Here is a 21070-nt window from a genome sequence, read left to right as displayed (position 1 = left end):
AGGAAAGTGTTACAACGGCGCGCTTTCCGGGCTTGAATTCGGCAGTTCCCCACAAGTTTTTCCACAGAAAATGTGGATACTTGTATCCCGCGCGTGAGCATTTTTCCCGAATACGAATCGTACGATGCCGTCGGCCTGGCCGAGCTGGTGCGTTCCGGTCAGGTCGGAGCCGCCGAACTGCTGGAGGCAGCCGTCGAGCGTTGCGAGCGGCGCAACCCGTCGCTCAACGCGGTGGTCCATGAATTTATTGAACGCGCCCGCGCAACCCTGGCCGAAAGCGGGGGCAACGGCCCGCTTGCCGGCGTACCCTTCCTGCTGAAGGATGTCGGCGCCCATTACGGAGGAGAGCCCACCGGCTACGCCTGTCGCCTGTTTGACGGGTTCGTCGCCGAGCGGGACACCACTCTGGTTCGCCGCTACCGGCAGGCCGGGCTGGTTATTTTCGGGAAGACCAATACGCCGGAGCTGGCGCTGGCGGTCACTACCGAGCCGGAGTTGACAGGGCCGACATTGAACCCCTGGAATACCGAATACTCGCCGGGCGGCTCCAGCGGCGGAGCGGCGGCGGCCGTGGCGGCCGGCATCGTTCCCGCAGCGCACGGCAGCGATGGCGGAGGTTCCATCCGCATACCGGCTTCCCTTTGCGGTCTGGTCGGCCTCAAGCCCACCCGCGGCCGTGTCCCCACCGGCCCGGACCGGGCCGAGGGCTGGGCCGGCATGGCCCAGAATCACGTGATTACGCGCAGCGTGCGCGATTCCGCGGCCTTCCTGGACGCGGTGGAGGGCCCGGAACCGGGGGACCCCTATCATCCGCCGGCCCATCACGGGTCGTGGATGGAAACACTGGAAAGACCCGCCGGCGCATTGCGCGTGGCGCTTGTTCAGGACTCGTTCAATGGAGCGCCCGTCGACACCGACGTCATCGAAGTGGTCAGGGACACGGCACGGTTGTGCGAAGAGCTCGGCCATCGAGTGGAGGAGGCGCGTTGTCCGCTGTCGCCCGAGCAGCTTCACAACTGCGCCACGCTGATCCTGAGCTCGCACGTCAACGCGGACATTCAGGCGCGTTGCCAGGCGCTTGGTCGCGAATTCCGTCGGGAGGACGTGTCGTACGTGACCTGGCGAATGGCGCGGGCCGGGGCTCAAGCCAGCGCGTCGGATTATGCTGCGGCGATAAGCCATATCCATTACATTGGGCGCCGGATGGGAGAATTCTGCGGCCAATATGACGTCATACTCTCCCCCACCACGGCGGCTCCGGCGCCCCGCCTGGGCGAGATCGACATGGACACCGAGGACCTGAAGGGCTATATGCAAGCCACTAACCCCTACACCGCCTTTACTCAATTGCTCAACGTGACCGGTCAGCCGGCCGTCTCCCTGCCGCTCGGCCGGTCGACCGAGGGCCTGCCGATCGGCGTGCAACTCGCCGCCGCGCAGGGCGGCGAAGGCCTGCTGTTCGGCCTGGCGGCGCAATTGGAACGCGCGCGTCCATGGACCGGACTTTGTCCGCGATACGACGGGTCTTCCTGATGGCCGGGGCCTTGAACGTGGTCATCCTGGCCGCCGGCCAGGGCACGCGGATGCGCTCCGCCATGCCCAAGCCGCTGCACCGGCTGGGAGGCAAACCTCTGCTGGCCCACGTAATCGACGGCGCGGCCGTCCTTGAACCCGATCGCGTCGTAGTGGTCTGCGGTCACGGCGCCGAACCGGTGCGCGCAGTTTTCTCCGGGGCGCCGATCGACTGGGTCGAGCAGGACGAACAACTGGGGTCGGGGCACGCCGTAATCCAGGCGCTGCCGGCAATCGATCCCGGCGCGCGCGTCCTTGTCCTGTACTCGGACGTCGCGCTGGTTACCGGCGAAACGCTTCGGCGGCTGGTGGCCGACGACGATGGCGTGTCGCTGTTGACGGCCGAAGTGGAAGACCCATCGGGATACGGACGAATCATCCGGAACCCGGACGGCGCGGTGGCGGGCATTGTCGAACATGCGGACGCCACGCCCGAGCAGCGGCTTGTGCGCGAAATCAACGTCGGGCCGATGGCGGCGCCCGGCGATTGGCTGGGCAAGGCTTGCCGGGCGCTCAAGCCTGCCGGGGCAAAACAGGAAATCTACCTTACCCACACGGTTGACATCGCACTTGCCGAGGGAACGCCTGTGCGCGCGGTCAGGACCGGTGGACCGGACGAGGCAATGGGCGTCAACAGCCCCGCGCAACTCGCCGAAGCCGGACGCCTGCTTCAGCGCCGGCGAACCGGCGAATTGATGGAGGCGGGCGTGCGGATTGCGGACCCGAAGCGCATTGAGATCCGGGCCGACGTGCAGGCGGGCCGGGACGTCTTCCTCGACGTGGGCGTAGTCCTGCAAGGGGACATCGTCCTGGGCGACGGCGCCAGCATCGGCGCCTATAGCGTGGTGTCGGACACCCGGATCGACGAGGGCGCGCGCATTGAACCGCATTGCGTGGTGGACGGCGCCCACATCGGGGCGCGGGCCCGCGTGGGTCCCTTCGCCCGGCTGCGGCCACAGGCCCGCCTGGGGGAGGAAGCGCGGGTCGGCAATTTCGTCGAGGTCAAGAACAGCGAGCTGGGCGACGGCGCCAAGGCATCGCACCTGAGTTACGTCGGCGATTCCGAGGTCGGCAGGGACGTGAACATCGGCGCCGGCGTGATTACATGCAATTACGACGGGAAGCGAAAGCACCGCACGGTGATCGGGGAGGGCGCGTTTATCGGCTCGGGCGTGGAGCTGGTGGCTCCGGTGGAGGTCGGCGCCGGGGCCATGATAGGCGCCGGCTCCACGATTACCAAGCCGGCTCCGGCGGAGCGGCTTACCGTGGCCCGGTCACGGCAGAAAACACTGCCGTTGAAGAAGCGCTAGCCCCCTACGGGCAGGGCCATGTGCGGAATTGTCGGAGTCGCGGCCGAGCGGGACATCGCCCCGCTGTTGCTGGATGGGCTGCGCCGCCTGGAGTACCGCGGCTACGACTCCGCCGGATTGGCGCTGCTCGACAGCGGTGGCCTGAAACGCCTTCGCCGGCCCGGGAACGTGGCCCGGCTGGTGGAGGAATTCGATAAGGAGCCCCTGGAGGGCGAGGTTGGTATCGCCCACACGCGCTGGGCCACGCACGGCGCGCCCACGGAGCGGAACGCTCATCCAATATTCGCGGGCGAGCGGGTAGCGGTTGCACACAACGGCATCGTCGAGAACTACGAGGCGATCAAGGAGGAGCTCACGGCCGGAGGCGTGGTTTTCTCGAGCGAAACGGACACCGAGTGCATCGCCCACCTGATCGACGCGGAACTGCGCGCAGGCAAGGACCTTGTTGCGGCCGCGCGCGATGCGCTGGCGCGACTGAAAGGCAGTTACTCCGTGGTCGTGCTGGCTGCGGCGGAGCCGGACGCGATCCTGGCCGCCCATCGCGGCGCGCCGATGGTGGTCGGCCTGGGCGAGTCGGAGAACTATGCCGCTTCCGACATTGCCGCGCTGCTTCCGGTGACGCGCCGCTACCGCTTTCTGCGCGATGGAGACCTGGCTTTGCTCAGCCCCGGCGTCGTCGTGATCACCGGCGCCGCCGGCAAAGTCGTGGATAGGCCGATGGTGGAGAGCGAGTTCGGCCCCGAGTCGGTGGAGCGGGGCGCGTACAGGCACTACATGCAAAAGGAAATCTTCGAGCAGGCCAGGGCGGTCCGCGATACGCTGCTGCCGCTGATTTCCGGCGGCCTGCCGGATGCGGCCATGTTCGGCCCCGATATGGACGCGAAGCTCGGTGAAATCACGGCCGTGCATATCGCCGCCTGCGGCAGCGCCTTCAACGCCGGTCTGGTCGCGCGGCAGTGGATACAGGACTACGCGAAACTGCCCTGTACCGTCGAAATCGCCAGCGAATACCGCTATCGGCCGCCACCCTGCCCGCCGAACTGCCTGTTCCTCGCCATTTCCCAGTCGGGAGAGACGGCGGACACGCTGGCGGCAACCCGGGCCGCCCGCGAACGGGGCTACCAGGCCGTGCTGGCCCTGAGCAATGTCGCGACCAGCAGCCTGGTGCGTAACGTCGAGCACAGCCTGCTGACGCGCGCCGGCCTGGAAGTCGGCGTAGCCTCAACCAAGGCCCTGCTCACCCAGCTGGCGGCGCTGGCGATGATGGCCCTGGCGCTGGCCCGCGCCCGGGGCGGCAGCGAGGCGGAGATACGCAGCCTGACGCAGGAGGCCGCGGCGCTGCCCGGTCTGATCGAACAGTTGCTGGAGATGGACGGGCGCCTAGCGGAACTGGCCGCGCATTTCCGGGGCCGCGAGCACGTGCTGTTCCTGGGTCGCGGTCCGATGTGGCCCGTGGCCATGGAAGGAGCGCTCAAGCTGAAGGAGCTTTCATACATCCATGCCGAGGCCTATGCCGCGGGCGAACTGAAGCACGGTCCGCTGGCGCTTGTGGACGACCGGATGATGGTCGTGGCCCTGGCCCCGAACGACGGCCTGCTGCACAAACTCCGGTCCAATCTCGAGGAAGTCCGCGCGCGGGGCGGACAACTGTTCGTGGTGTCCGACCCCGACGCCAACCTCGGGCACGAAGACGGCATGATCGCGCTCCGGCTGCCGGCGCCGCCGTCGGCGCTGCAGGCGCCCGTTCTCTACACCGTGCCGCTGCAGCTGCTCGCGTATCACGTCGCGGTGCAGAAGGGCAACAACGTGGACCGCCCCCGCAACCTCGCCAAGTCCGTCACCGTCGACTAAGCCCACCCCTCTTCCTGCTTCCTCGCCCTTCGTTCGTCCCCCTCCTCGTTGGAGACGCTGTTCGCGCCGGGGTATCGGCGCTCACTGGCTCGGTTCTCGCTATCCTGCTCCAACGCTCCCACGAGGAGGGGGACGAACGAAGGGCTTTAGCCGGCGCGGTTGAAGGGTTTGCGCTGCGCCTTTGGGAGCTTTCCTCCGCCCCTTCTTTCAGGAGCGTTGGAGCAGGGACAGCGAGAATCGAGCCAGGATGGCGTCTCCGGAAAGAAGGGGCGGAGGAAAGCTCCGCGCACCGGGTAGAACACAGCAAGCGGGAGGGGTCAGGAGGTGAGGCGGGCGAAGACGGGGGTGTGGTCGGAGGGGCGTTCGAGTTTGCGCGGCGCCTTGTCGATGCCGGCCTCTGCGCATGCGGGGCCCAGCGCCTCCGAGAGCAGGACCAGGTCGATGCGTAGACCGCGGTTGCGCCGGAACGCGGCCGCCCGGTAGTCCCACCAGCTGAACGTCTGCTCGGGCTGCTCGAACAGGCGGAAACTGTCCTTCAGGCCGAGATCCTCGAGCGCGCGGAGCCGGTCCCGCTCCGGCGCGCTGCACAGGATCTTGTCGCGCCACTCCTCGGGATCGTGCACGTCGCGATCGTCCGGCGCGATATTGAAGTCGCCCATCACCGCCAACCGCGGCCAGCGCTGCAGTTCGGCGCGGACCCATTCGGTCAGCGCATCCAGCCAGCGCAGCTTGTAATGGTAGTGATCGTGACCGACCTCCTTGCCGTTGGGCACGTACAGGTTGATCACGCGAACGTCGCCGACCGTCGCCGCGACCGCCCGTGCCTGCGGGTCGTCCAGCCCCGGTATTCCGACAACCGGCTCCGATGCTTCATCGCGGGTCAGCAGCGCCACGCCGTTGTAGGTCTTCTGCCCGTGCACCAGGCACCGGTAACCGAGGTCTTCAAAGTCGTCCAGGGGGAAATCCTCGTCTCGGCATTTCAGTTCCTGCAGGCCCAGCGCATCCGGGGCCTGCGACTTAAGCCAGTCCGCCACATGCTCCTTGCGCACGCGCACCGAGTTGACGTTCCAGCTTGCAATCATCATGGCCGGGAATTCGGCGGGAAGCCGGTCAGGCGCGCAGGCGGCCCATGCGGATGTGGACGTCTCCCACCCGGTCTATGCCGGCCGTGACGTGGTCGCCGGGCTTGAGACGGCTCACGCCGGCCGGCGTGCCGGTAAAGATCAGGTCGCCGGGCTTGAGTTCGAAGAACGTGGATATCTGCGCAATCAGGTTCATGGGCTTGTGGATCATGTGGCTTATGTCGGCCTCCTGCCGGACCGCGCCGTTGACGGCCAGCCAGATGCGGCCCTTGGCGGGATGCCCGATGCTGGAAGCGCGCCGCAGTGTGCTCACCGGGGCGGAGTAGTCGAAACTCTTGCTGATTTCCCAGGGGGCGCCGGCTTCGCGGACCTCGCTTTGCAGGTCGCGGCGCGTGAGGTCGATCCCGACACCGTAGCCGTACACATGGCCCATCGCGTCGTCCGCGGAGATGTTGAGCCCGCCCCCCTGCAGCGCGACCACCAGTTCCACTTCGTGCTGCAGGTCTTTGGTGCGCGGCGGAAAGGGCACCTCGCCGCCGCCCGGCAGCAGCGCATCCGCGGGTTTCATGAATACCGGCGGCTCCGGGACATTCTCACGGTTCATCTCCTTGATGTGGTCCGCGTAGTTCCAGCCTACGCAAAAGACGCGCCGCGCCGGAAACCGCCGCTCGATCCCCCGTACCGTCAGGCTCGGACGGTAATAGTCAAATAATTCACTCATCCGCTTCGGCGGCGGGTATCAACTTTTCGCCCCGCCAGCCGTGCACTTTCGCCAATTTTTGTTGCCGGGTCAAGACAAGGCGCGGGAGCGAAGGCGTTATGCTCCCGCGCATGGACAAGTTCGACCTGATCGTGGTGGGCGCGGGCAGCGGCGGCCTGGCCGCGGCGCAGCGGGCGGCCGAATACGGCGCGCGGGTGGCGCTGATTGAATCCGGGCGTCTCGGCGGCACCTGCGTCAATCGTGGCTGCGTGCCCAAGAAGATCATGTGGCATGCCGCCGAATTGGCCAGGGAGCTGGGGCATGGTGGCGATTACGGTTTCGATCTTGCCGTGAACGGCCACGACTTCGGGGCACTGGTCAGACGGCGCGAACGCTACATCCGCCGGCTGAACGGCATCTATGCGAGCAACCTTGAGCGGCGCAGCGTGCACAGCGTTTCCGGACACGCCACTTTTTCCGCTCCGCGCGTACTGGCCGTGAACGGCGAGGACTATTCCGCCGAACGGATTCTGATCGCCACCGGCGGGGTTCCGATCGTCCCCACGATTCCGGGGGCCGAATTCGGAATCACTTCCGACGGGTTCTTCGAACTCGAACGCCGGCCGGCGAGCGCGGCAGTTGTCGGCGCCGGCTATATCGCGGTGGAACTGGCCGGGATTCTCCGAGGTCTCGGCACGGAAGTGACCCTGCACCTCAGGCGCGACTCGGTGCTCCGCAGCTTCGACGAGATCCTGCAGCAGGCCTGCATGGAGGGGCTCGCCGGGGCGGGGGTGCGGATCGCCCCGGGTTTCGTGCCCGCTGCCGTCGAGAGGGATGCCGAGGGTCTTTGTCTGACGGCCGTTTCGGGAGAACGCAGCGGGCCGTTCGACGCCCTCGTGTGGGCTGTGGGAAGGCGTCCGCGCACTGCCGGCCTGAATCTCGACCTCGCCGATGTGCAGTGCGACGGGCGCGGCGCAATCGAGGTGGACGAATGGCAGGAAACCACGGCGCCCGGCGTGTTCGCATTGGGCGATGTGACCGGGCATCATGAACTGACTCCGGTAGCCATCGCCGCCGGGCGCCGCTGGGCGGACCGCCAATTCGGCGGAATGCCCGAGCGGCGCATGGAATACCGCGATATACCCACCGTGGTGTTCGCCCACCCGCCGCTGGGCGCCGTCGGCCTTACCGAGGAAGAGGCGCGCGAGGCATATGGGGATGCGGTGCGCTGTTACCGGGCCGATTTCGTTTCCCTGTTCTACGGTATTTCCGATAGCAAGCCGAAGGCGCGCATGAAACTGGTAACGGCCGGGGAAGAGGAAAGAGTCGTGGGATGCCACCTGGCCGGACCCGGCGCCGACGAGATGCTTCAGGGGTTTGCGGTGGCGATAAGGATGGGTGCGCTCAAGTCCGACCTGGACGACACCGTGGCCATCCATCCCACGGCGGCCGAAGAACTCGTGACGATGCGGTGATCCGACGGTCGCCGGCGCGGCTCGCTCCGGGATCAGGGTTCAAGCAGTTCCGTCGTGTCCGGGCGCGTGCCGTGCCAGATTCTGAAGCTCTCGGCCGCCTGTTCCACCAGCATTCCCCAGCCGTCGTGAGCGGCGCGCGCGCCGCCTTCCCGCGCCCAGGAAACGAAGGGCTCCGCGGCCCGTCCGTAAGCCAGGTCCATGCACAGCGCGCCTCTTGCCGATGCGGGAGCCAGGCCGGGCGGCTCACCCGAGATTCCCGCTGAACTGGCGTTGATAACAAGATCCACCGCCGGAAGCCTAGGCTTGCCGGAAGCAGCGACACGTATGGCCCCGAGCGAAGCGAATCGGCGCGCCAGTTCCCGGGCGCGTTCCTGCGTGCGGTTGAAGACGATGGTCTCTCCGACGCCCTCGGCCAGCACCGCCGGAAGTACCCCGCGAACGGCTCCGCCGGCGCCGATGATCAGCACCCTGGTTTCTTCAAGTTCTACGCCCAGGTTTGTGCGCAAATGGCGAATCAGGCCCAATCCGTCCGTGTTGTCCCCCCGCATCCGGCCACCCGCGCCTGCGGTCAGCGTATTCACCGCTCCTGCCTGCCCGGCTTCGGGGCCGAGCTCGTCGCTCAACTCCGCAGCCTCCTCCTTGAGCGGCACGGTGACGTTGCAACCGAGTCCGCCCTGGGCCCTGAAGTTCTCCACCGCGGAGGCCAGGGAGCCCGGGCGTACCTGGATGCGCCGGTACTCCATGTCCAGACCGGTTTGCGCGGCAAAGCGGGCATGGATTTCGGGTGATCGGCTGTGGCCGATCGGATACCCCATTACGGCGTAGAGTGCGGACATTTTCCTGGGACCAATCTGAATCCGGAGCGCCTGTCGGAGCGAAGCGTACCGCAGAAGTCTGTGGGCCGGTAGCGTGGAAACCGTGTGCTAGACTTCGGCAGCGGGAGGATACATTCCCGAATCGGCTGCGTATTCGTTTACGGGTGCGCGGCCTTAAATATCCCTGAACAGGGAAACAACGCTACAAACTGGAGGCATTTTTATGACCAGTCCTGAACGCAAACTACTCGCCCTTGCCCTTAGCGCAGCCCTCGCCGCCGGCGTTGCCGGCCCGGCCGCTGCAGCCATTGACGGCTCCCATGCGCCCGAGCTTCCGTCACTGATGGACGGCCATGGCGACGATGGCGACGACGATGACGACGACGGCGACGACGACGAAGGCAGTTGCGGCGAAGGTAGCTGCGGCGAAGAGGAATAAGTCGCCGCTACTTCGGTAGCACTACAGGACGACAGCCGGCGGGCTCGCGGGCTCGCCGGCTGTGTCGTCCAAGTCCGCCGGCCTAGTTGAGCCGGCAGCCAAGCGGGGGGGCGTAGCGCCTGGAAGCGGCCCGTGGGTTCTCCACGGGGTCCATGTTCAGTGCAGACGGCCTGGCTGCGCTGTTTCGTTTGTACATGTAACGGAGTGCGGCCCCAATGCGGGAAAGGTGTCCCTGGTCGCTCGGAGTAAGCGACGAATACCAGGCCTATCACGACAAGGAATGGGGTCTGCCCGTTCTGGACGATCCCACCCACTTCGAATTCCTGATCCTCGAATCGGCCCAGGCGGGGCTTTCCTGGAGGACCGTACTGCACAAGCGGGAGGGGTATCGCAAGGCTTTCGCCGGCTTCGATCCGCTACGCGTGGCAAAGTTCGGCGACAGGGAAATCGACGTCCTCGTATCCGATCCGGGAATTATCCGCAATCGGCAGAAAATCACAGCCGCGGTCAACAACGCCTCCCGCTTTCTTGATGTCCGCGAGAAATTCGGATCCTTCGCTCGCTATATCTGGCGCTTCGTCGACGGCGAACCGGTCGTCAATCACTGGCGCGAGCAGCACGAAGTGCCCGCCACCTCGCCACTTTCCGACCGGCTATCGGCCGATCTCAAGGCCCGCGGTTTCAAGTTCGTGGGCTCGACCATCATGTATTCCCACCTGCAGGCTTGCGGCCTGATCAACGATCACCTGGTGAGCTGCTTTCGGCACCGGGAATGCCAGGAAGCCTTTACCGGTCTTCCCTGGGGCTAGATTCGCGTGATTGTCCCGGACCAGCGCCAGACGGAAAGCTGGGTGATCAGTTCCCGGCCGATCAGGTCCATCTTGCGCAGTTGTTCGAGGCGCGGCGAGACCTCGTCCAGTTCCTTGTCGCCGAAGACGGTCTTGAGCACGCCGCAGGCGTCGGCGATGCAGATCAGGGCGATGTCGCGGGGATCGGGAATGTCGCCCGAGAACAGCACGCCCACCACGCGCTGCCGGGCCTCGCGCTGTATCTTGCCGTCCATCATCGGATAGCGCCGGGAACGGAACACCCACAGGAACTTCTCTTCCCGGCGCTCCAGCACGCCACGCTCGATCAGGCTTTCGATGGCCTGATCCTGTATCGATTCGCCCTGCTCCTCGGAAATTATTTCCAGCCAGGCGGCGGTGTCCCGGGTTTCACTGCTGTTACTGATGCGCTTGAGCACGCGGTCCAGCATGGGGTTCCCCGTGGGCGCCGCATCGATCAGGATCAATTGCTCCGGATCGGTGTCTATGCGGTCAGCGAACGCCAGGTCCATCAGGACGCCGCCCACCAGCGCATGCTCCAGCGCGTACTTCCCGATCGGCAGGAAGGTGCCGGTCTTGTCGTCCAGAAGAAGCGCCAGAGTCTCTTCGGCAAATGTGATCATGGGCATCGCCCCCGCTGCGAGCAAAACTCTTCTGCAATCGGCGCCATTATGCCGGTCGCAGCACCGCTCCGGTGGCGGCGTCGCGGATTTCGCTCGGCCCCTTGAGCGGGCCGCACTCGCCGGGCATCACCCAGTCGACCTCGGCCTCGAAATAGCTTCGGGCCTGGGCCTCGTTTCGGGCGGGCGGCCTGCCGTGCGGATTGCAGCTCGTGGAAATCAGCGGAGAGTCCAGCGTCAGGCTCAGGGCCGCGGCCAGCGGATGCAGGCTCCGGCGCACTGCCACGGTGTCGCGTCCGCCGGTGATCCATTCCGGCGTGTCTGAAGAAGCAGGCACCACCCAGGTAATCCCCTTGCTTTCCCGCAACTCCGCCAAGTCCGGCGCCGTGGATACTTCCGCCGCCCAGCCGTCGAACTGTTCCCATTCGCCGGCGATCAGGATCAGGCCCAGCGACCGGTCGCGGCCCTTGAGCCTCAGCACGCGTTCGACAGCCGCCTCGTTGCCGGGCAGGCAACCGAGCCCGTAGACCGACTCGTTCGGATAGGCGATCACGCCGCCGGCGCGAAGGATGCGGGCGCCGCGGCCGATGTTCGCATCAGCGTCGCGCGGGCCTTCTGCGTGATCTTTTCTTCGGCGCATTCTTCAGAAGTTCCCGGCACTGCTCCAACGACAGGGCGGCCGGATCCTGACCGCGCGGCACCGAAGCGTTGCGTGACCCGTCGGTCACGTACGGGCCGTAGCGGCCATCCAGTATCCTGATTCCGTCGTCCTCGAATTCCCTGATCGCCGGCCGCCTGGCGCGCCGGGCCGGCTGCACCTTGAGGGCTTCCTCCAGCGTCAGCGTGAACACCGAATGGGGCTTCGGCAGGCGGATGTACCGGGGCCGCGTCTTGCCGCCGCGTTCCCCGATCTGGACGTACGGTCCCTTGACCCCGCAGCCGACGAAAACGGGCCGTCCGTTGTCCGGATGCTTTCCGAGTTCGCGGGGCAGGCGGAGCAGGCCGACCGCCTCGTCCAGCGTGACCGTGTAAGGGGAGATTTCCGGCGGCAGCGACGCGTATTTGGGCTTTTCCTTGCCGCGTTCGCCGAGCTGCACGTACGGTCCGAATCGCCCCCGCCCGGCATAGACCGTGTCGCCTGTCTCCGGGTGCGGCCCCAGCTCCCGCGGTAGTGAAAGCAGCTTCAGGGCATCCTCAAGGGTCACCGACTCCTCGCTCAACCCGTCGGTCAGCGAGGCATATTTCGGTTTCTCCCCGTCGCCCCTTTCGCCGAGTTGCACGTAGGGGCCGCTGCGACCGCTGCCGGCATAGACCGGTTGGCCGGTGGCCGGATCGGTTCCCAGCAGGCGCGGTCCCCGCAACAGTTCCAGCGCCTGTTCCAGCGTGATGTCTTCGTAATTGAAGCCCTCGCGCAGGGTGGCCACCGGGGGTCGGTGGTCCTCCGTGCGCTCGCCGACTTGCACGAAGTACCCGTAGGGGCCCAGCCTTGCGTAGACGGATTCTCCGCTTTCCGGGTGCTCGCCGAGCAGCCGGCGCGGGCGTTCCTCGATGCCCTTCAGCGTGCGCTTTTTCTCCGCGAGCTGCTCCGAATAGTGGCTCCAGAACTCGTCCATTACCGGGACCCAGTGCTTCTCGCCATTGGCCACGGCGTCCAGGGATTCCTCCATGCCGGCGGTGAAGTCGTAATCGACGTAGTCGTTGAAATGACGGGTGAGGAAGTCGGCCACCATCCTGCCCTTCTGGGTAGGCGCAAAATTGCGTTTTTCCATGACCGCGTATTCGCGGTCGCGGATCTTGCGCAGGGTCTCGGCGTAGGTGGAAGGCCGTCCGATGCCGTGGTCTTCCAACGCCTTGACCAGGCTTGCCTCGGTGTAGCGCGGCGGCGGCTCGGTGAAGTGCTGTTCGGTCGCGAGTTCGCGCACGTCCAGCGTTTCTCCCGTGGCGAGCGGCGGCAGCGCCTTGTCCCTGCTGTCCGCCGAACGCGCCAGGACCTTGAGAAAGCCCGGATGCGCGAGCGTGTTGCCGGTGGCCCGGAAGCGTCCCGCCGGGATGGTCTCCGCGGCGCCCGCCGCTGCCCTGCCCGGAGTGAACTCTGCGCTGACGCGGTCGTAGAGGGCGTCGCTCATCTGGCTGGCCACGGCGCGCCGCCAGATGATGTCGTAGAGGCGGTACTGGTCGGAATCCAGATGACTCTTGAGCGTTTCCGGTGCGCGCGCGATGCTCGTGGGCCGGATCGCTTCATGCGCCTCCTGCGCGTTGCGGGTCTTGGTGCGATACCGGCGCGCCGACTTGGGAACGAAACCGGCGCCCAGTTTCTCGACGACGTATTCACGGATCTCCTGCACCGCTTCGCGCGCCATCTGCACGGAATCGGTGCGCATGTAGGTGATCAGTCCGACAGACCCGCTGCCGGTATCGATACCTTCGTACAGTGACTGGGCCACCCGCATCGTGCGTTGCGCCTGCATGCCGAGCTGGCGGGAAGCGGCCTGCTGCATGGTCGAGGTCGTGAACGGAGGGGGCGGACCCCGTTTGGCCCGGGTGGGCTTGACGTTCGCCACGGTCAACACTCCGGGCCCGTCGCCCGATGCGCCCTCCTTCATCGCATCCAGCAGCGCGTCGCGGGCCTGTCCGGTTGCCGCGGCATCGCCCAGCGAGAACTTTTTCAGCTTCTCGCCGTTCAGCTCCACCAGGGCGGCCTCGAAGTCCTGGCCGCCCTTGCCCAGGTGCGCGGTGACGCTCCAGTACTCGCGCGGCCTGAACGCCTCGATTTCCTTTTCCCGCTCCACGATCAGCTTCAGGGCGGGGCTCTGCACCCGACCCGCCGAAAGGCCGCGCGTGAGTATCCGCGACAGCAGCGGCGACAGGGTGAATCCGAGCAGCCGGTCCATGCAGCGCCGGGCCTTCTGGGCCTCCACCAGCGGCATGGACACGTCGCGGGGATCGTCGACCGCATTGTTGACCGCGCTGCGCGTGATCTGGTTGAAGGCCACGCGGTGCACCTGCTTGTCATCGAGCGCCCCCGCGTCGGACAACAGCTCCAGCAGGTGCCAGGCGATGGCCTCGCCCTCGCGGTCCGGATCGGTGGCGAGATAAAGCGCCGGCATCTTCGCCAGCGCGCTGCGGATCCGCGCCACCGCCGCTTTCGAACTCTCCACCGGCTCGAACTCCATCGCGAAGCCCTTTTTGGTGTCGATGGACAGTCCGCCGCTCTTCAGGTCCCGCACATGCCCGTTGCAGGCCAGCACGCGGTAATCCTTGCCGAGATAGCGTTGCAGCGTCCGCGCCTTGGCGGGAGATTCGACCACGATAAGGCCCCCCGCGGCCTTTGCGGTCGCGGCGCGCGTCACGTGGGAAGGACCCGCATGGTCCGGATTGTCCTGGATGGAATCATCTGACTGTTGCGCTTTACTACACGGAGTCTACTGAAATCGAGCGCGCATCCTAGCACTGTTCAGCGGCCGTATTGAAACCGGCCGCCCGGCAGCGAATGCACGCGGCCCTCGAGCTCCATGCGCGTGAGCGCGGCGGAAAGCTCGGACGCGTCCAGCCCGGTCCGGCGCACGAGTTCGTCCATGCCCATGGGTCCCTGTCGCAGCAGCCCGCCCACCAGAGGCAGTTCTCCGGGAGCGGGTTCGAGCGCCGCCTGCGCCGGCGCTTCCGCGCCGCCGATCTGCAGCAGGGCCGGCAACTCTTCCAGCACGTCCCCGGGCCGCTCGACCAGCTTGGCGCCCGCGCGGATCAGTGCGTGGCAGCCTCGCGACTGCGGACTGTGTATCGAGCCGGGCACGGCGAAAACCTCCCGGCCCTGCTCGGCCGCGGCGCGAGCCGTAATGCGCGCCCCCGAGCGCGCGGCCGCTTCAACAACCAGGACGCCCGCCGACATGCCGCTGATGATCCGGTTGCGGCGCGGGAACATCCAATGCTGCAGTTCGATGCCCGGCGGATTTTCCGAGATCAATGCACCGCTCGCGATTATGCGGCGCGCCAGTTGCTCGTTGCGCCGCGGATAGACGCGGTCCAGACCCGTGGCGCAGACGCCGACCGTGATGCCGCCGCACTCCAGGGCCGCTTCGTGCGCGGCCGCATCAATGCCCTCCGCCAGCCCGCTGACGATGGCCAGGCCGCGGCGCGCCAGCGAGCGGGAAAAGTCCATTGCGGTCGATCGTCCCAGCGGCGTTGCCGCGCGGCTTCCCACGATCGCCAATTGCGGTTCGGCCAGCGCGGCCACCTGTCCGAGGGCGAACAGCGCCGCCGGCGGATCGTCAATCTCGCGCAATAGCGGGGGAAAGCGTTCGTCGGTGAACGGCACCACGTGAGCGTCCTCGCCGGCGAGCCAGTCGAGACAGGGGCCGATCACGGCGGGGTCCGGCTGCCGAAGCCATTTGAGAACGGTCGGCTTCACGCCCGCTTCGAGCAGTTCGGCGCCCGGTGCGGCAATGACGGCCTGCGCCTGGCCGTAGCGCTCGAGCAGCCTGCGCCGCAGCAACGGCGACAGCGCGGGACACAATTGGAGGGTAATCCAGGGTTTTGCTTCCATGCGGGACATCCTTTGGTGACTGTGGGAAAATACCACATCCACGAACTTGACACCGTACCGATGGCGGAACTGCGAGTACTGACCTTCCCGGACCGCCGGCTGCGCCGCAAGGCAAAGCCGGTCGCGGTGGCCGGCGAACGGTTGCGGCGCCTGGCCGACGACATGCTGGAGACCATGTACGCCTCGAAGGGCGTAGGTCTTGCGGCGATCCAGGTGAACGTCGCCGAGCGCGTGCTGGTCATGGACGTTTCGGAGGAACGCGACACGCCTCGCTGCTATGTCAATCCGGAGATCGTTTCCTCCGAGGGCGAGATCGTGAGCGAGGAGGGTTGCCTGTCGGTGCCCGAGTTCACCGCCGAGGTGCCGCGCGCCGAGCGGGTGAAGGTTCGGGCATACACGACCGAAATGGAACCGGTGGAGGAGGAACTGGAGGGACTGGCTTCGATCTGCATTCAGCACGAGATCGATCACCTGGACGGCAAGCTGTTCATCGACTATCTGTCGCCGCTCAAGCGCCGCATGCTGCGCAAACGCCTGGAGAAAGCCGAGCGCACCGGCAAGCCGGCGGTCCTGGAGTTCTAGCGCGGCCTTCACTGTCGCTACACCATGACCGCGCCTGCCAAGCTACTGTTTGCAGGCACGCCGGATTTTGCGCTGGCAGCGCTGCGCGCGCTGCACGGCGCGGGCCATGTCATTCCGGCCGTAATCACGCGGCCCGATCGCGCCGCCGGCCGCGGTCGCAGGATCGCGGCCTCGCCGGTCAAGAGATGGGCGCGGCAGGCCGGGCTGACCCTGCTGCAGCCGGCAGACTGGGAAGACGCGTCACTGACGCGGCAGCTTGAGGACTTCGGCGCCGACCTTCTGGTGGTTGCAGCTTACGGATCGATCCTGCCGGCCGCCGCGCTCGATGCATGCGCGCTGGGCGCGGTCAACATTCACGCGTCGCTGCTGCCCCGCTGGCGCGGCGCCTCGCCGGTAGCGGCGGCGATCCTGGCCGGCGACGGCCACACCGGGGTAACGCTGATGCAAATGGATACCGGCCTGGACACGGGCCCGCTGCTGGCGGCCCGGCGCACCCGCATTGAACCGCATGAGACCACAGGGGCCCTGGAGCGGCGCCTGGCCCGGCTGGGCGCCGATCTGCTGCTCGAGCAGCTTCCCGCAATCCTCGCCGGTGAGCTTGAAGCGGTTCCGCAGGATGCGGTCCTGTCCACTTATGCGCCGCTGATCACCAAACGGCAGGGCCTCCTGGACTGGACCCGGCCGGCCGAAGCTCTTGCCCGCCGCGTGCGCGCTTTCGATCCCTGGCCGGTCGCGCACGCGATGTGGGAGGACAGGCCGCTGCGCCTTTGGAAGGCGCAGGCATTGGATGGCTCCGCGGGCGAGCCGGGTCGCGTCCTTGGTATTTCCCGCGACGGGATGGACGTTGCGACCGTCTCCGGCGTGTTGCGGGTGTTGGAGGTCCAGTTGCCGGGCCGCCGCCGCATGCCCGCAAGCGACGCGGCGCGCGGCGCCCCTCTGGCCGGAGCGGTACTGACGTGAGCGGAACCGGCGCCGGTCCCCGGCGGGTAAGCGCGCTGGCCGTACATGGCGTGCTGCAGGGACGGAGCTACCCTCGCGCGCTTGACGCGGCCGGGTATTCGGAACTGACGCCCGAGCGGCGGGCGCTGGCCTCGGAACTGGCGCTGGGCGCGCTGCGCTGGCACCATCGGCACGCGCAGTTGCTGGAAAGACTGATGGAGCGGCCGCGTCCGTCCGGCAAGCTTGGCGCGCTTCTGTCCGTCGGGCTGTTCCAGCTTGTCCGCACGCGGATACCGGACCATGCCGCCGTGAGTTCCTGCGTTTCCGCGGGCAAGGCGCTGCTCGGCCCGGCCCGGGCGCGCGCGGTCAACGCAATCCTGCGCCGCTATCTGCGCGAAAGCCATCGACTGGAAAAGGCGACCGACCGAAGCCTCGAAGGGCGCTACTCGCATCCCGGGTGGCTGATCCGCCGATTGCAGGCCGCATGGCCGGGCCACTGGCGTTCGATTCTGCGGGCCGGCAACCGCAAGCCGCCGATGTGGCTGCGGGTCAATCGCGCAAGAATCGGGCGCAAGGCCTACCGGGCGCAGGCCACCGGCGCCGGCCCGTGGCGTTTCGTCCTGCCCGACGATCTGCCGGGCGCGTTGCAGCTCGATCCTCCCGTTCCGGTGCGGGATGTGCCCGGTTTTGCCGAGGGCCTGGTGTCGGTTCAGGACGCCGGCGCGCAGCTGGCGGCGCCACTGCTCGGCGTTCGTCCCGGCATGCGGGTCCTGGACGCCTGCGCGGCGCCCGGCGGCAAGACCGCGCAATTGCTGGAGTTGTGTCCGGAACCGGGCGAGCTGGTGGCGCTGGATGTCGACGGCGAAAGGCTCGCGCGGCTTGAAGAGAATCTCGCACGGCTCGGATTGAACGCCACCGTTCGTCGCGGCGACGCCTTGCGTCCCCGGGAATGGTTCGACGGTGTCGCTTTCGACCGCATTCTGCTCGACGCACCCTGTTCGACAATCGGCGTCATTCGCCGCCATCCGGACATCAAGCACCTGCGCCGCGATGACGACATTGCGCCTTTCGCCCGCGCGCAGGGACGGCTGCTCGAAAGCCTCTGGCCGCTGCTAAAGCCCGGCGGGCGCCTCTTGTACAGCGTTTGCTCGGTGTTGCCGGAAGAAACCGTTGATGTAATCCGGCGCTTTCTGGGCGAAAATAGGGGCCTGGCCCGTGAAGTGAGGAGTTGCGGCGGCGTCACCGGGGGATGGGCGCTGCCCTTGGCGCGACACGGCTATCACACATTGCCCGGGAGGCGTTGCGCCGACGGACATTTCAATGCGCTGCTTGAGAAGCCGCTTCAGATTCGCTGATTCGCCCGGCCGCCGGCGCGGTCTTGCGCTGCTGTGCCTGATCTGTCTTCCACTGGCGGCGCAGGCTTCGGAGCTTGACGTGCGCCTGGCTTATGCGCGCGCGGACGGAGACAGCTGGCTGGTTACCACGCGGGTGGACATCGAGCTGGATGACGAGGCCGAGCGGCTCTTGCGCGCGGGACTGAGGCTGAGGGTCGAGGTGGAGTTCGCCGTCGCCCGGCCAAGGCCCGTGATTCCCGACAGTCAGCTGACCCTGGTGGTGCGCACCGTTTACCTCGAATTCGACCGCGAGGCCGAACGCTTTGTCGTCAGTTCCCCGTCAGCCGACGCCCGCGCGGAATTCGCGACGATGTTCTCCGCCCTGCGCAAGATCGGCTACGTGGCCGATCAGCCCCTGGTCGGACAGGATGAACTTCAGCCGGGAGAACCGCATACTTTCTCCGTGCAGGCACGGCTGTTTCCGGACGAATCGGGTTGGTGGAGCCGAAACGTGACCGGCCGCCTTGGATTCGGCCTCTTCTTGCGCAGCCAAACCTATACCTGGTCCGTAACGCCTTAACCGCGAAGGAGCAGGCTGGCGGCCATCGCCGCGACGGCGACGAGGAAAACGGCGCGAATCAGCGGCTCTCCCCTGGAGACGGTAAGCCGCGCGCCCAGCCATCCCCCGGTGGAGTTGCCGAGCGCCAGCGCCAGGCCCGCCAGCCACAGAATTTCCGATTGCCAGGCAAAGATCGCCAGCGCCAGGATCGTGTACGGCAGGATGATCACGACCTTGTACATGTTCACGCGCACCAGGTCCATGCCGAGAATGCGATTGAGCGCGGGCATCAGCAGGAACCCCACGCCCACCTGGATAAAGCCGCCCCAGGCGCCGGCAAACACCAGGGCCGCGTAACCCAGCCAGCGGCGGCCGGGACCCGGCGCCGGCGCCTTCCCGGTCTTCCCGCGACGCAGGATCAGCAGCGTGCAGACCACCATCGTCAGAACCACGATGCGGTCAAACCACGGCCCGCTCATCCGCACGCCCAGCAACGCGCCGCCCACCGCGCCGGCGCAGGCGAACAGCGACAGGAACAGCGCTTGCTTCAGTTCGCTGAAACCGTGACGACGGAAGGTGCCCAGCGCCACCAGGTTCTGGGCGACGATGGATATGCGCAGGGTCCCGTTGGCGATCGGCGCCGGTACGCCGGCCAGCAGCAGTACCGGGAGCGTAAGCAGCGAACCGCCGCCCGCCATTACGTTCAGAAAACCCGCCGCGCAGCCCGCCAGAGCCAGCAGCGGCAGAAATTCCGGGGGCAGCGAGTCGCTCACGGCGCGGACAGCTGCAATATGCAGGCTAGGCCGGCGGCAGACTCGCCCGGATGACCTCGGGCAACCCTTCGCGAATCAGGGGCGGCAGGCCGGCGGGCGCGGGCCGCGAGTTGTAGGTGTTCCAGAACAGCACGTTCAGGTCCTTGTGGCGTCCCTTGCGTCCGTCGCTCAGCATGGCCGCAGCGCCCTTCCCCGAGTACGTGTACTCCAACTGCGTGTTCGTTTCCTGCTTCATGAATTCGATTGCCGCCAGCGCCTCGTCGGTGGGCAGCGCGTAGCCCGTACCCAGAAACTCGGTGCGAAACTCCACGCGGCTCAGGGGCTCGTCTTCCGGCAAGGGGCAGACGCCGTCCAGCAGTTGTCTCAATTGCCCCGCCAGCGAACGGACTCTGCTCATCGGCATCATGCTTTCGGACACTACGCGGGCCGCCACCATGCGCGTGGGCAGCCCGGCCAGCGAAAGTCCCAGGTCGAGTCCCAGCGTGCTGCCGGAAGACCCGCAGGGCAGGTATATCAGGTCCGGTGCGGGACATTCGCCGGCCTTGACCTGTTCGGCCAGTTCGAGCGCGCCGCAGACGTAACCCAGGCAACCCAGCGCCGAGGAGCCACCCAGCGGCACCTCGTACCAGGCGCCCCCTTCGGCCAGCATCCGTTCCCGCTCCCGCTCGGTCGCCTCCGGGTCGGTTACCGCCACCAGCCGGGTGCCCAGCAGGAGGTGGCAGCGAAGCGTTTCCTCGACGTAGGGAGTGGGCGGCTGCGGACGGACGATGCCGCAGCAATCGAGGCCGAGGCTGCGGGCGGCGTGCGCGGTGGAGAGAATATGGTTGGATCCCACGGCGCCGTAGGTCAGCACGCCCCGGTAACCGCCCTCCAGCGCGTCGGCCAGCAGGAACTCGAGCTTTCTGAGCTTGTTGCCGCCGTGCTTTACGCCGCTGATGTCGTCCCGCTTGATCCAGGCCGAGCGGGCGCCGAGTTCCCCGGCCAGCGAGACGTGGCGGTCCACGGGCGTGGGCGTATCGGCAATGGCGCGCCAGGGGAAGCCTTGTCGAATGGCCTCGCGGCAGGCGCGGGCCCTTGAGGCGGAAATCAACGCTATTGGACCAGCTTCAGCAGGATGGAGTCGAATCGATGTTGCTGCAGCCGCGCGCGGTCCGCGTTCAGCTGCACGAGATCGTCGGTGGGACCGATCCGGACGCGGTAATAGGTTTGCCGGTCGACCATCACCGGCTGAATGCGTGCCGTCATGCCCACCAGCGCCAGCCTGGCCTTCAGCGACTCGGCTTCGGTCTGGCGGACGAACGCGCCCATCTGCAGGACGTACATGCCCGGCGTATCCACCGGATCGGGCGCCGGGGGTTCCGGCTCCGTATCCGTAACCTGCGGCGCGGCAGGCTCGGTGTCGGTCGAAGCCACCGTTTCCGGAACGGACTCGGACGCGGGCGCCCCGCCGGCGGGTTCCGCAGCCGCAGGTTCTGCGGCCGGCTCCGGCCTGGAAGCCAGGGTCTCCTCGACGACCTCCTCGCCACGCTCGAGAATATCGTAGAAATCGAAGGTTGGAGAAGACGACGGATTGTCCGCCGGCGTGCCCGACGAAGGCTGCGACCACCACTCGCTGAACATGGGGTAGCCCCAAAGGCCCAGAACCAGGCCCA

Annotated in this window: 19 protein-coding genes; 10 read left to right on the top strand and 9 right to left on the bottom strand. The window is 67.0% G+C overall.

The genetic code is table 11. The features are described 5' to 3' along the window. Window positions 1-93: 93 nt before the first annotated feature. Genes F4036_08400 through glmS form a run of 3 tightly spaced genes read left to right on the top strand, consistent with a single transcriptional unit; the run spans window position 94 to window position 4733 of the window. Window positions 94-1533, top strand: coding sequence for an amidase (locus F4036_08400; protein MYK37758.1), 1440 nt, complete (start codon window positions 94-96; stop codon window positions 1531-1533). Further along, window positions 1533-2882 (top strand): UDP-N-acetylglucosamine diphosphorylase/glucosamine-1-phosphate N-acetyltransferase, encoded by a 1350-nt coding sequence (gene glmU, locus F4036_08395; protein MYK37757.1) that lies wholly within the window; start codon window positions 1533-1535, stop codon window positions 2880-2882. The genes F4036_08400 and glmU overlap by 1 nt, the downstream gene beginning before the upstream one ends. A gap of 18 nt (window positions 2883-2900) precedes the next feature. Continuing rightward, the gene (glmS, locus tag F4036_08390) at window positions 2901-4733 is read left to right on the top strand and encodes a glutamine--fructose-6-phosphate transaminase (isomerizing) (GenBank protein MYK37756.1); all 1833 of its coding nucleotides are present in this window, start codon (window positions 2901-2903) and stop codon (window positions 4731-4733) included. A gap of 317 nt (window positions 4734-5050) precedes the next feature. Here glmS and xth read toward each other — a convergent pair whose 3' ends face one another. Both xth and F4036_08380 read right to left on the bottom strand, forming a co-directional pair. After that, entirely contained in the window at window positions 5051-5818 is a 768-nt protein-coding gene (gene xth, locus F4036_08385; protein MYK37755.1) for an exodeoxyribonuclease III, read from the bottom strand. A gap of 25 nt (window positions 5819-5843) precedes the next feature. Then, complete coding sequence (locus F4036_08380) at window positions 5844-6536, bottom strand: fumarylacetoacetate hydrolase family protein (GenBank protein MYK37754.1); 693 nt, start codon at window positions 6534-6536, stop codon at window positions 5844-5846. 110 nt (window positions 6537-6646) lie between these two features. Between F4036_08380 and gorA the strand changes: the two genes are divergently transcribed. Further along, window positions 6647-7990: a glutathione-disulfide reductase gene (gene gorA, locus F4036_08375; GenBank protein MYK37753.1), complete on the top strand. Its 1344-nt coding sequence runs from the start codon at window positions 6647-6649 to the stop codon at window positions 7988-7990. Between the two features lie 32 nt (window positions 7991-8022). Here gorA and aroE read toward each other — a convergent pair whose 3' ends face one another. Continuing rightward, entirely contained in the window at window positions 8023-8826 is an 804-nt protein-coding gene (aroE, locus tag F4036_08370; GenBank protein ID MYK37752.1) for a shikimate dehydrogenase, read from the bottom strand. Window positions 8827-9028: 202 nt separating this feature from the next. Between aroE and F4036_08365 the strand changes: the two genes are divergently transcribed. Together F4036_08365 and F4036_08360 are read left to right on the top strand one after the other, a co-directional pair. After that, the gene (locus F4036_08365) at window positions 9029-9244 is read left to right on the top strand and encodes a hypothetical protein (protein MYK37751.1); all 216 of its coding nucleotides are present in this window, start codon (window positions 9029-9031) and stop codon (window positions 9242-9244) included. Window positions 9245-9459: 215 nt separating this feature from the next. Next, the gene (locus F4036_08360; protein ID MYK37750.1) at window positions 9460-10053 is read left to right on the top strand and encodes a DNA-3-methyladenine glycosylase I; all 594 of its coding nucleotides are present in this window, start codon (window positions 9460-9462) and stop codon (window positions 10051-10053) included. Here F4036_08360 and F4036_08355 read toward each other — a convergent pair. The 4 genes from F4036_08355 to dprA all read right to left on the bottom strand — a co-directional run bounded on the left by F4036_08355 (window position 10050) and on the right by dprA (window position 15240). Continuing rightward, window positions 10050-10700, bottom strand: coding sequence for a GPP34 family phosphoprotein (locus F4036_08355; GenBank protein MYK37749.1), 651 nt, complete (start codon window positions 10698-10700; stop codon window positions 10050-10052). The genes F4036_08360 and F4036_08355 overlap by 4 nt on opposite strands. Before the next feature lie 40 nt (window positions 10701-10740). Further along, complete coding sequence (locus F4036_08350) at window positions 10741-11331, bottom strand: L-threonylcarbamoyladenylate synthase (GenBank protein ID MYK37748.1); 591 nt, start codon at window positions 11329-11331, stop codon at window positions 10741-10743. Further along, on the bottom strand, window positions 11288-13999 hold the full coding sequence (topA, locus tag F4036_08345; protein ID MYK37747.1) for a type I DNA topoisomerase: 2712 nt from the start codon (window positions 13997-13999) through the stop codon (window positions 11288-11290). The genes F4036_08350 and topA overlap by 44 nt, the downstream gene beginning before the upstream one ends. Before the next feature lie 146 nt (window positions 14000-14145). After that, window positions 14146-15240, bottom strand: coding sequence for a DNA-protecting protein DprA (gene dprA, locus F4036_08340; protein MYK37746.1), 1095 nt, complete (start codon window positions 15238-15240; stop codon window positions 14146-14148). A gap of 51 nt (window positions 15241-15291) precedes the next feature. Here dprA and def point away from each other — a divergent pair, with 51 nt between their 5' ends. The 4 genes from def to F4036_08320 are packed head-to-tail and all read left to right on the top strand — an operon-like array spanning window position 15292 to window position 18666. Beyond that, window positions 15292-15813 carry a peptide deformylase gene (gene def, locus F4036_08335; protein ID MYK37745.1) on the top strand — a complete coding sequence of 174 codons (522 nt, stop codon included), beginning with the start codon at window positions 15292-15294 and terminating at the stop codon, window positions 15811-15813. 24 nt (window positions 15814-15837) lie between these two features. Next, the gene (locus F4036_08330; protein ID MYK37744.1) at window positions 15838-16773 is read left to right on the top strand and encodes a methionyl-tRNA formyltransferase; all 936 of its coding nucleotides are present in this window, start codon (window positions 15838-15840) and stop codon (window positions 16771-16773) included. Further along, a complete protein-coding gene (gene rsmB, locus F4036_08325; GenBank protein MYK37743.1) occupies window positions 16770-18107 on the top strand; it encodes a 16S rRNA (cytosine(967)-C(5))-methyltransferase RsmB in 1338 nt (445 codons plus the stop codon). The genes F4036_08330 and rsmB overlap by 4 nt, the downstream gene beginning before the upstream one ends. Beyond that, window positions 18073-18666, top strand: a complete 594-nt coding sequence (locus F4036_08320; GenBank protein ID MYK37742.1) for a DUF4390 domain-containing protein — start codon at window positions 18073-18075, stop codon at window positions 18664-18666. Before rsmB ends, F4036_08320 begins: the two co-directional genes overlap by 35 nt. On the opposite strand, the gene F4036_08315 is transcribed toward F4036_08320, so the two are convergent. Together F4036_08315 and F4036_08310 are read right to left on the bottom strand one after the other, a co-directional pair. Further along, window positions 18663-19343, bottom strand: coding sequence for a sulfite exporter TauE/SafE family protein (locus F4036_08315; GenBank protein ID MYK37741.1), 681 nt, complete (start codon window positions 19341-19343; stop codon window positions 18663-18665). The two genes, F4036_08320 and F4036_08315, sit on opposite strands and share 4 nt — an antisense overlap. A gap of 100 nt (window positions 19344-19443) precedes the next feature. Beyond that, entirely contained in the window at window positions 19444-21027 is a 1584-nt protein-coding gene (locus F4036_08310; protein MYK37740.1) for a pyridoxal-phosphate dependent enzyme, read from the bottom strand. Window positions 21028-21070: the final 43 nt, after the last annotated feature.

The organism is Gammaproteobacteria bacterium, assembly GCA_009845905.1.
Taxonomy (GTDB): Bacteria; Pseudomonadota; Gammaproteobacteria; order Steroidobacterales; family Foliamicaceae; genus Foliamicus.
The sequence above is the reverse complement of the archived record's forward strand: the minus strand, read 5'-3'. Positions and strand labels throughout refer to the sequence as shown.

Coding starts and splice junctions, on each gene's coding strand:
- glmU (MYK37757.1), top strand. CDS start 1,533: ATGGCCGGGGCCTTGAACGTGGTCATCCTGGCCGCCGGCCAGGGCACG.
- glmS (MYK37756.1), top strand. CDS start 2,901: ATGTGCGGAATTGTCGGAGTCGCGGCCGAGCGGGACATCGCCCCGCTG.
- xth (MYK37755.1), bottom strand. CDS start 5,818: ATGATGATTGCAAGCTGGAACGTCAACTCGGTGCGCGTGCGCAAGGAG.
- F4036_08380 (MYK37754.1), bottom strand. CDS start 6,536: ATGAGTGAATTATTTGACTATTACCGTCCGAGCCTGACGGTACGGGGG.
- gorA (MYK37753.1), top strand. CDS start 6,647: ATGGACAAGTTCGACCTGATCGTGGTGGGCGCGGGCAGCGGCGGCCTG.
- aroE (MYK37752.1), bottom strand. CDS start 8,826: ATGTCCGCACTCTACGCCGTAATGGGGTATCCGATCGGCCACAGCCGA.
- F4036_08365 (MYK37751.1), top strand. CDS start 9,029: ATGACCAGTCCTGAACGCAAACTACTCGCCCTTGCCCTTAGCGCAGCC.
- F4036_08360 (MYK37750.1), top strand. CDS start 9,460: ATGCGGGAAAGGTGTCCCTGGTCGCTCGGAGTAAGCGACGAATACCAG.
- F4036_08355 (MYK37749.1), bottom strand. CDS start 10,700: ATGCCCATGATCACATTTGCCGAAGAGACTCTGGCGCTTCTTCTGGAC.
- F4036_08350 (MYK37748.1), bottom strand. CDS start 11,331: ATGCGCCGAAGAAAAGATCACGCAGAAGGCCCGCGCGACGCTGATGCG.
- dprA (MYK37746.1), bottom strand. CDS start 15,240: ATGTCCCGCATGGAAGCAAAACCCTGGATTACCCTCCAATTGTGTCCC.
- def (MYK37745.1), top strand. CDS start 15,292: ATGGCGGAACTGCGAGTACTGACCTTCCCGGACCGCCGGCTGCGCCGC.
- F4036_08330 (MYK37744.1), top strand. CDS start 15,838: ATGACCGCGCCTGCCAAGCTACTGTTTGCAGGCACGCCGGATTTTGCG.
- F4036_08320 (MYK37742.1), top strand. CDS start 18,073: ATGCGCTGCTTGAGAAGCCGCTTCAGATTCGCTGATTCGCCCGGCCGC.
- F4036_08315 (MYK37741.1), bottom strand. CDS start 19,343: ATGGCGGGCGGCGGTTCGCTGCTTACGCTCCCGGTACTGCTGCTGGCC.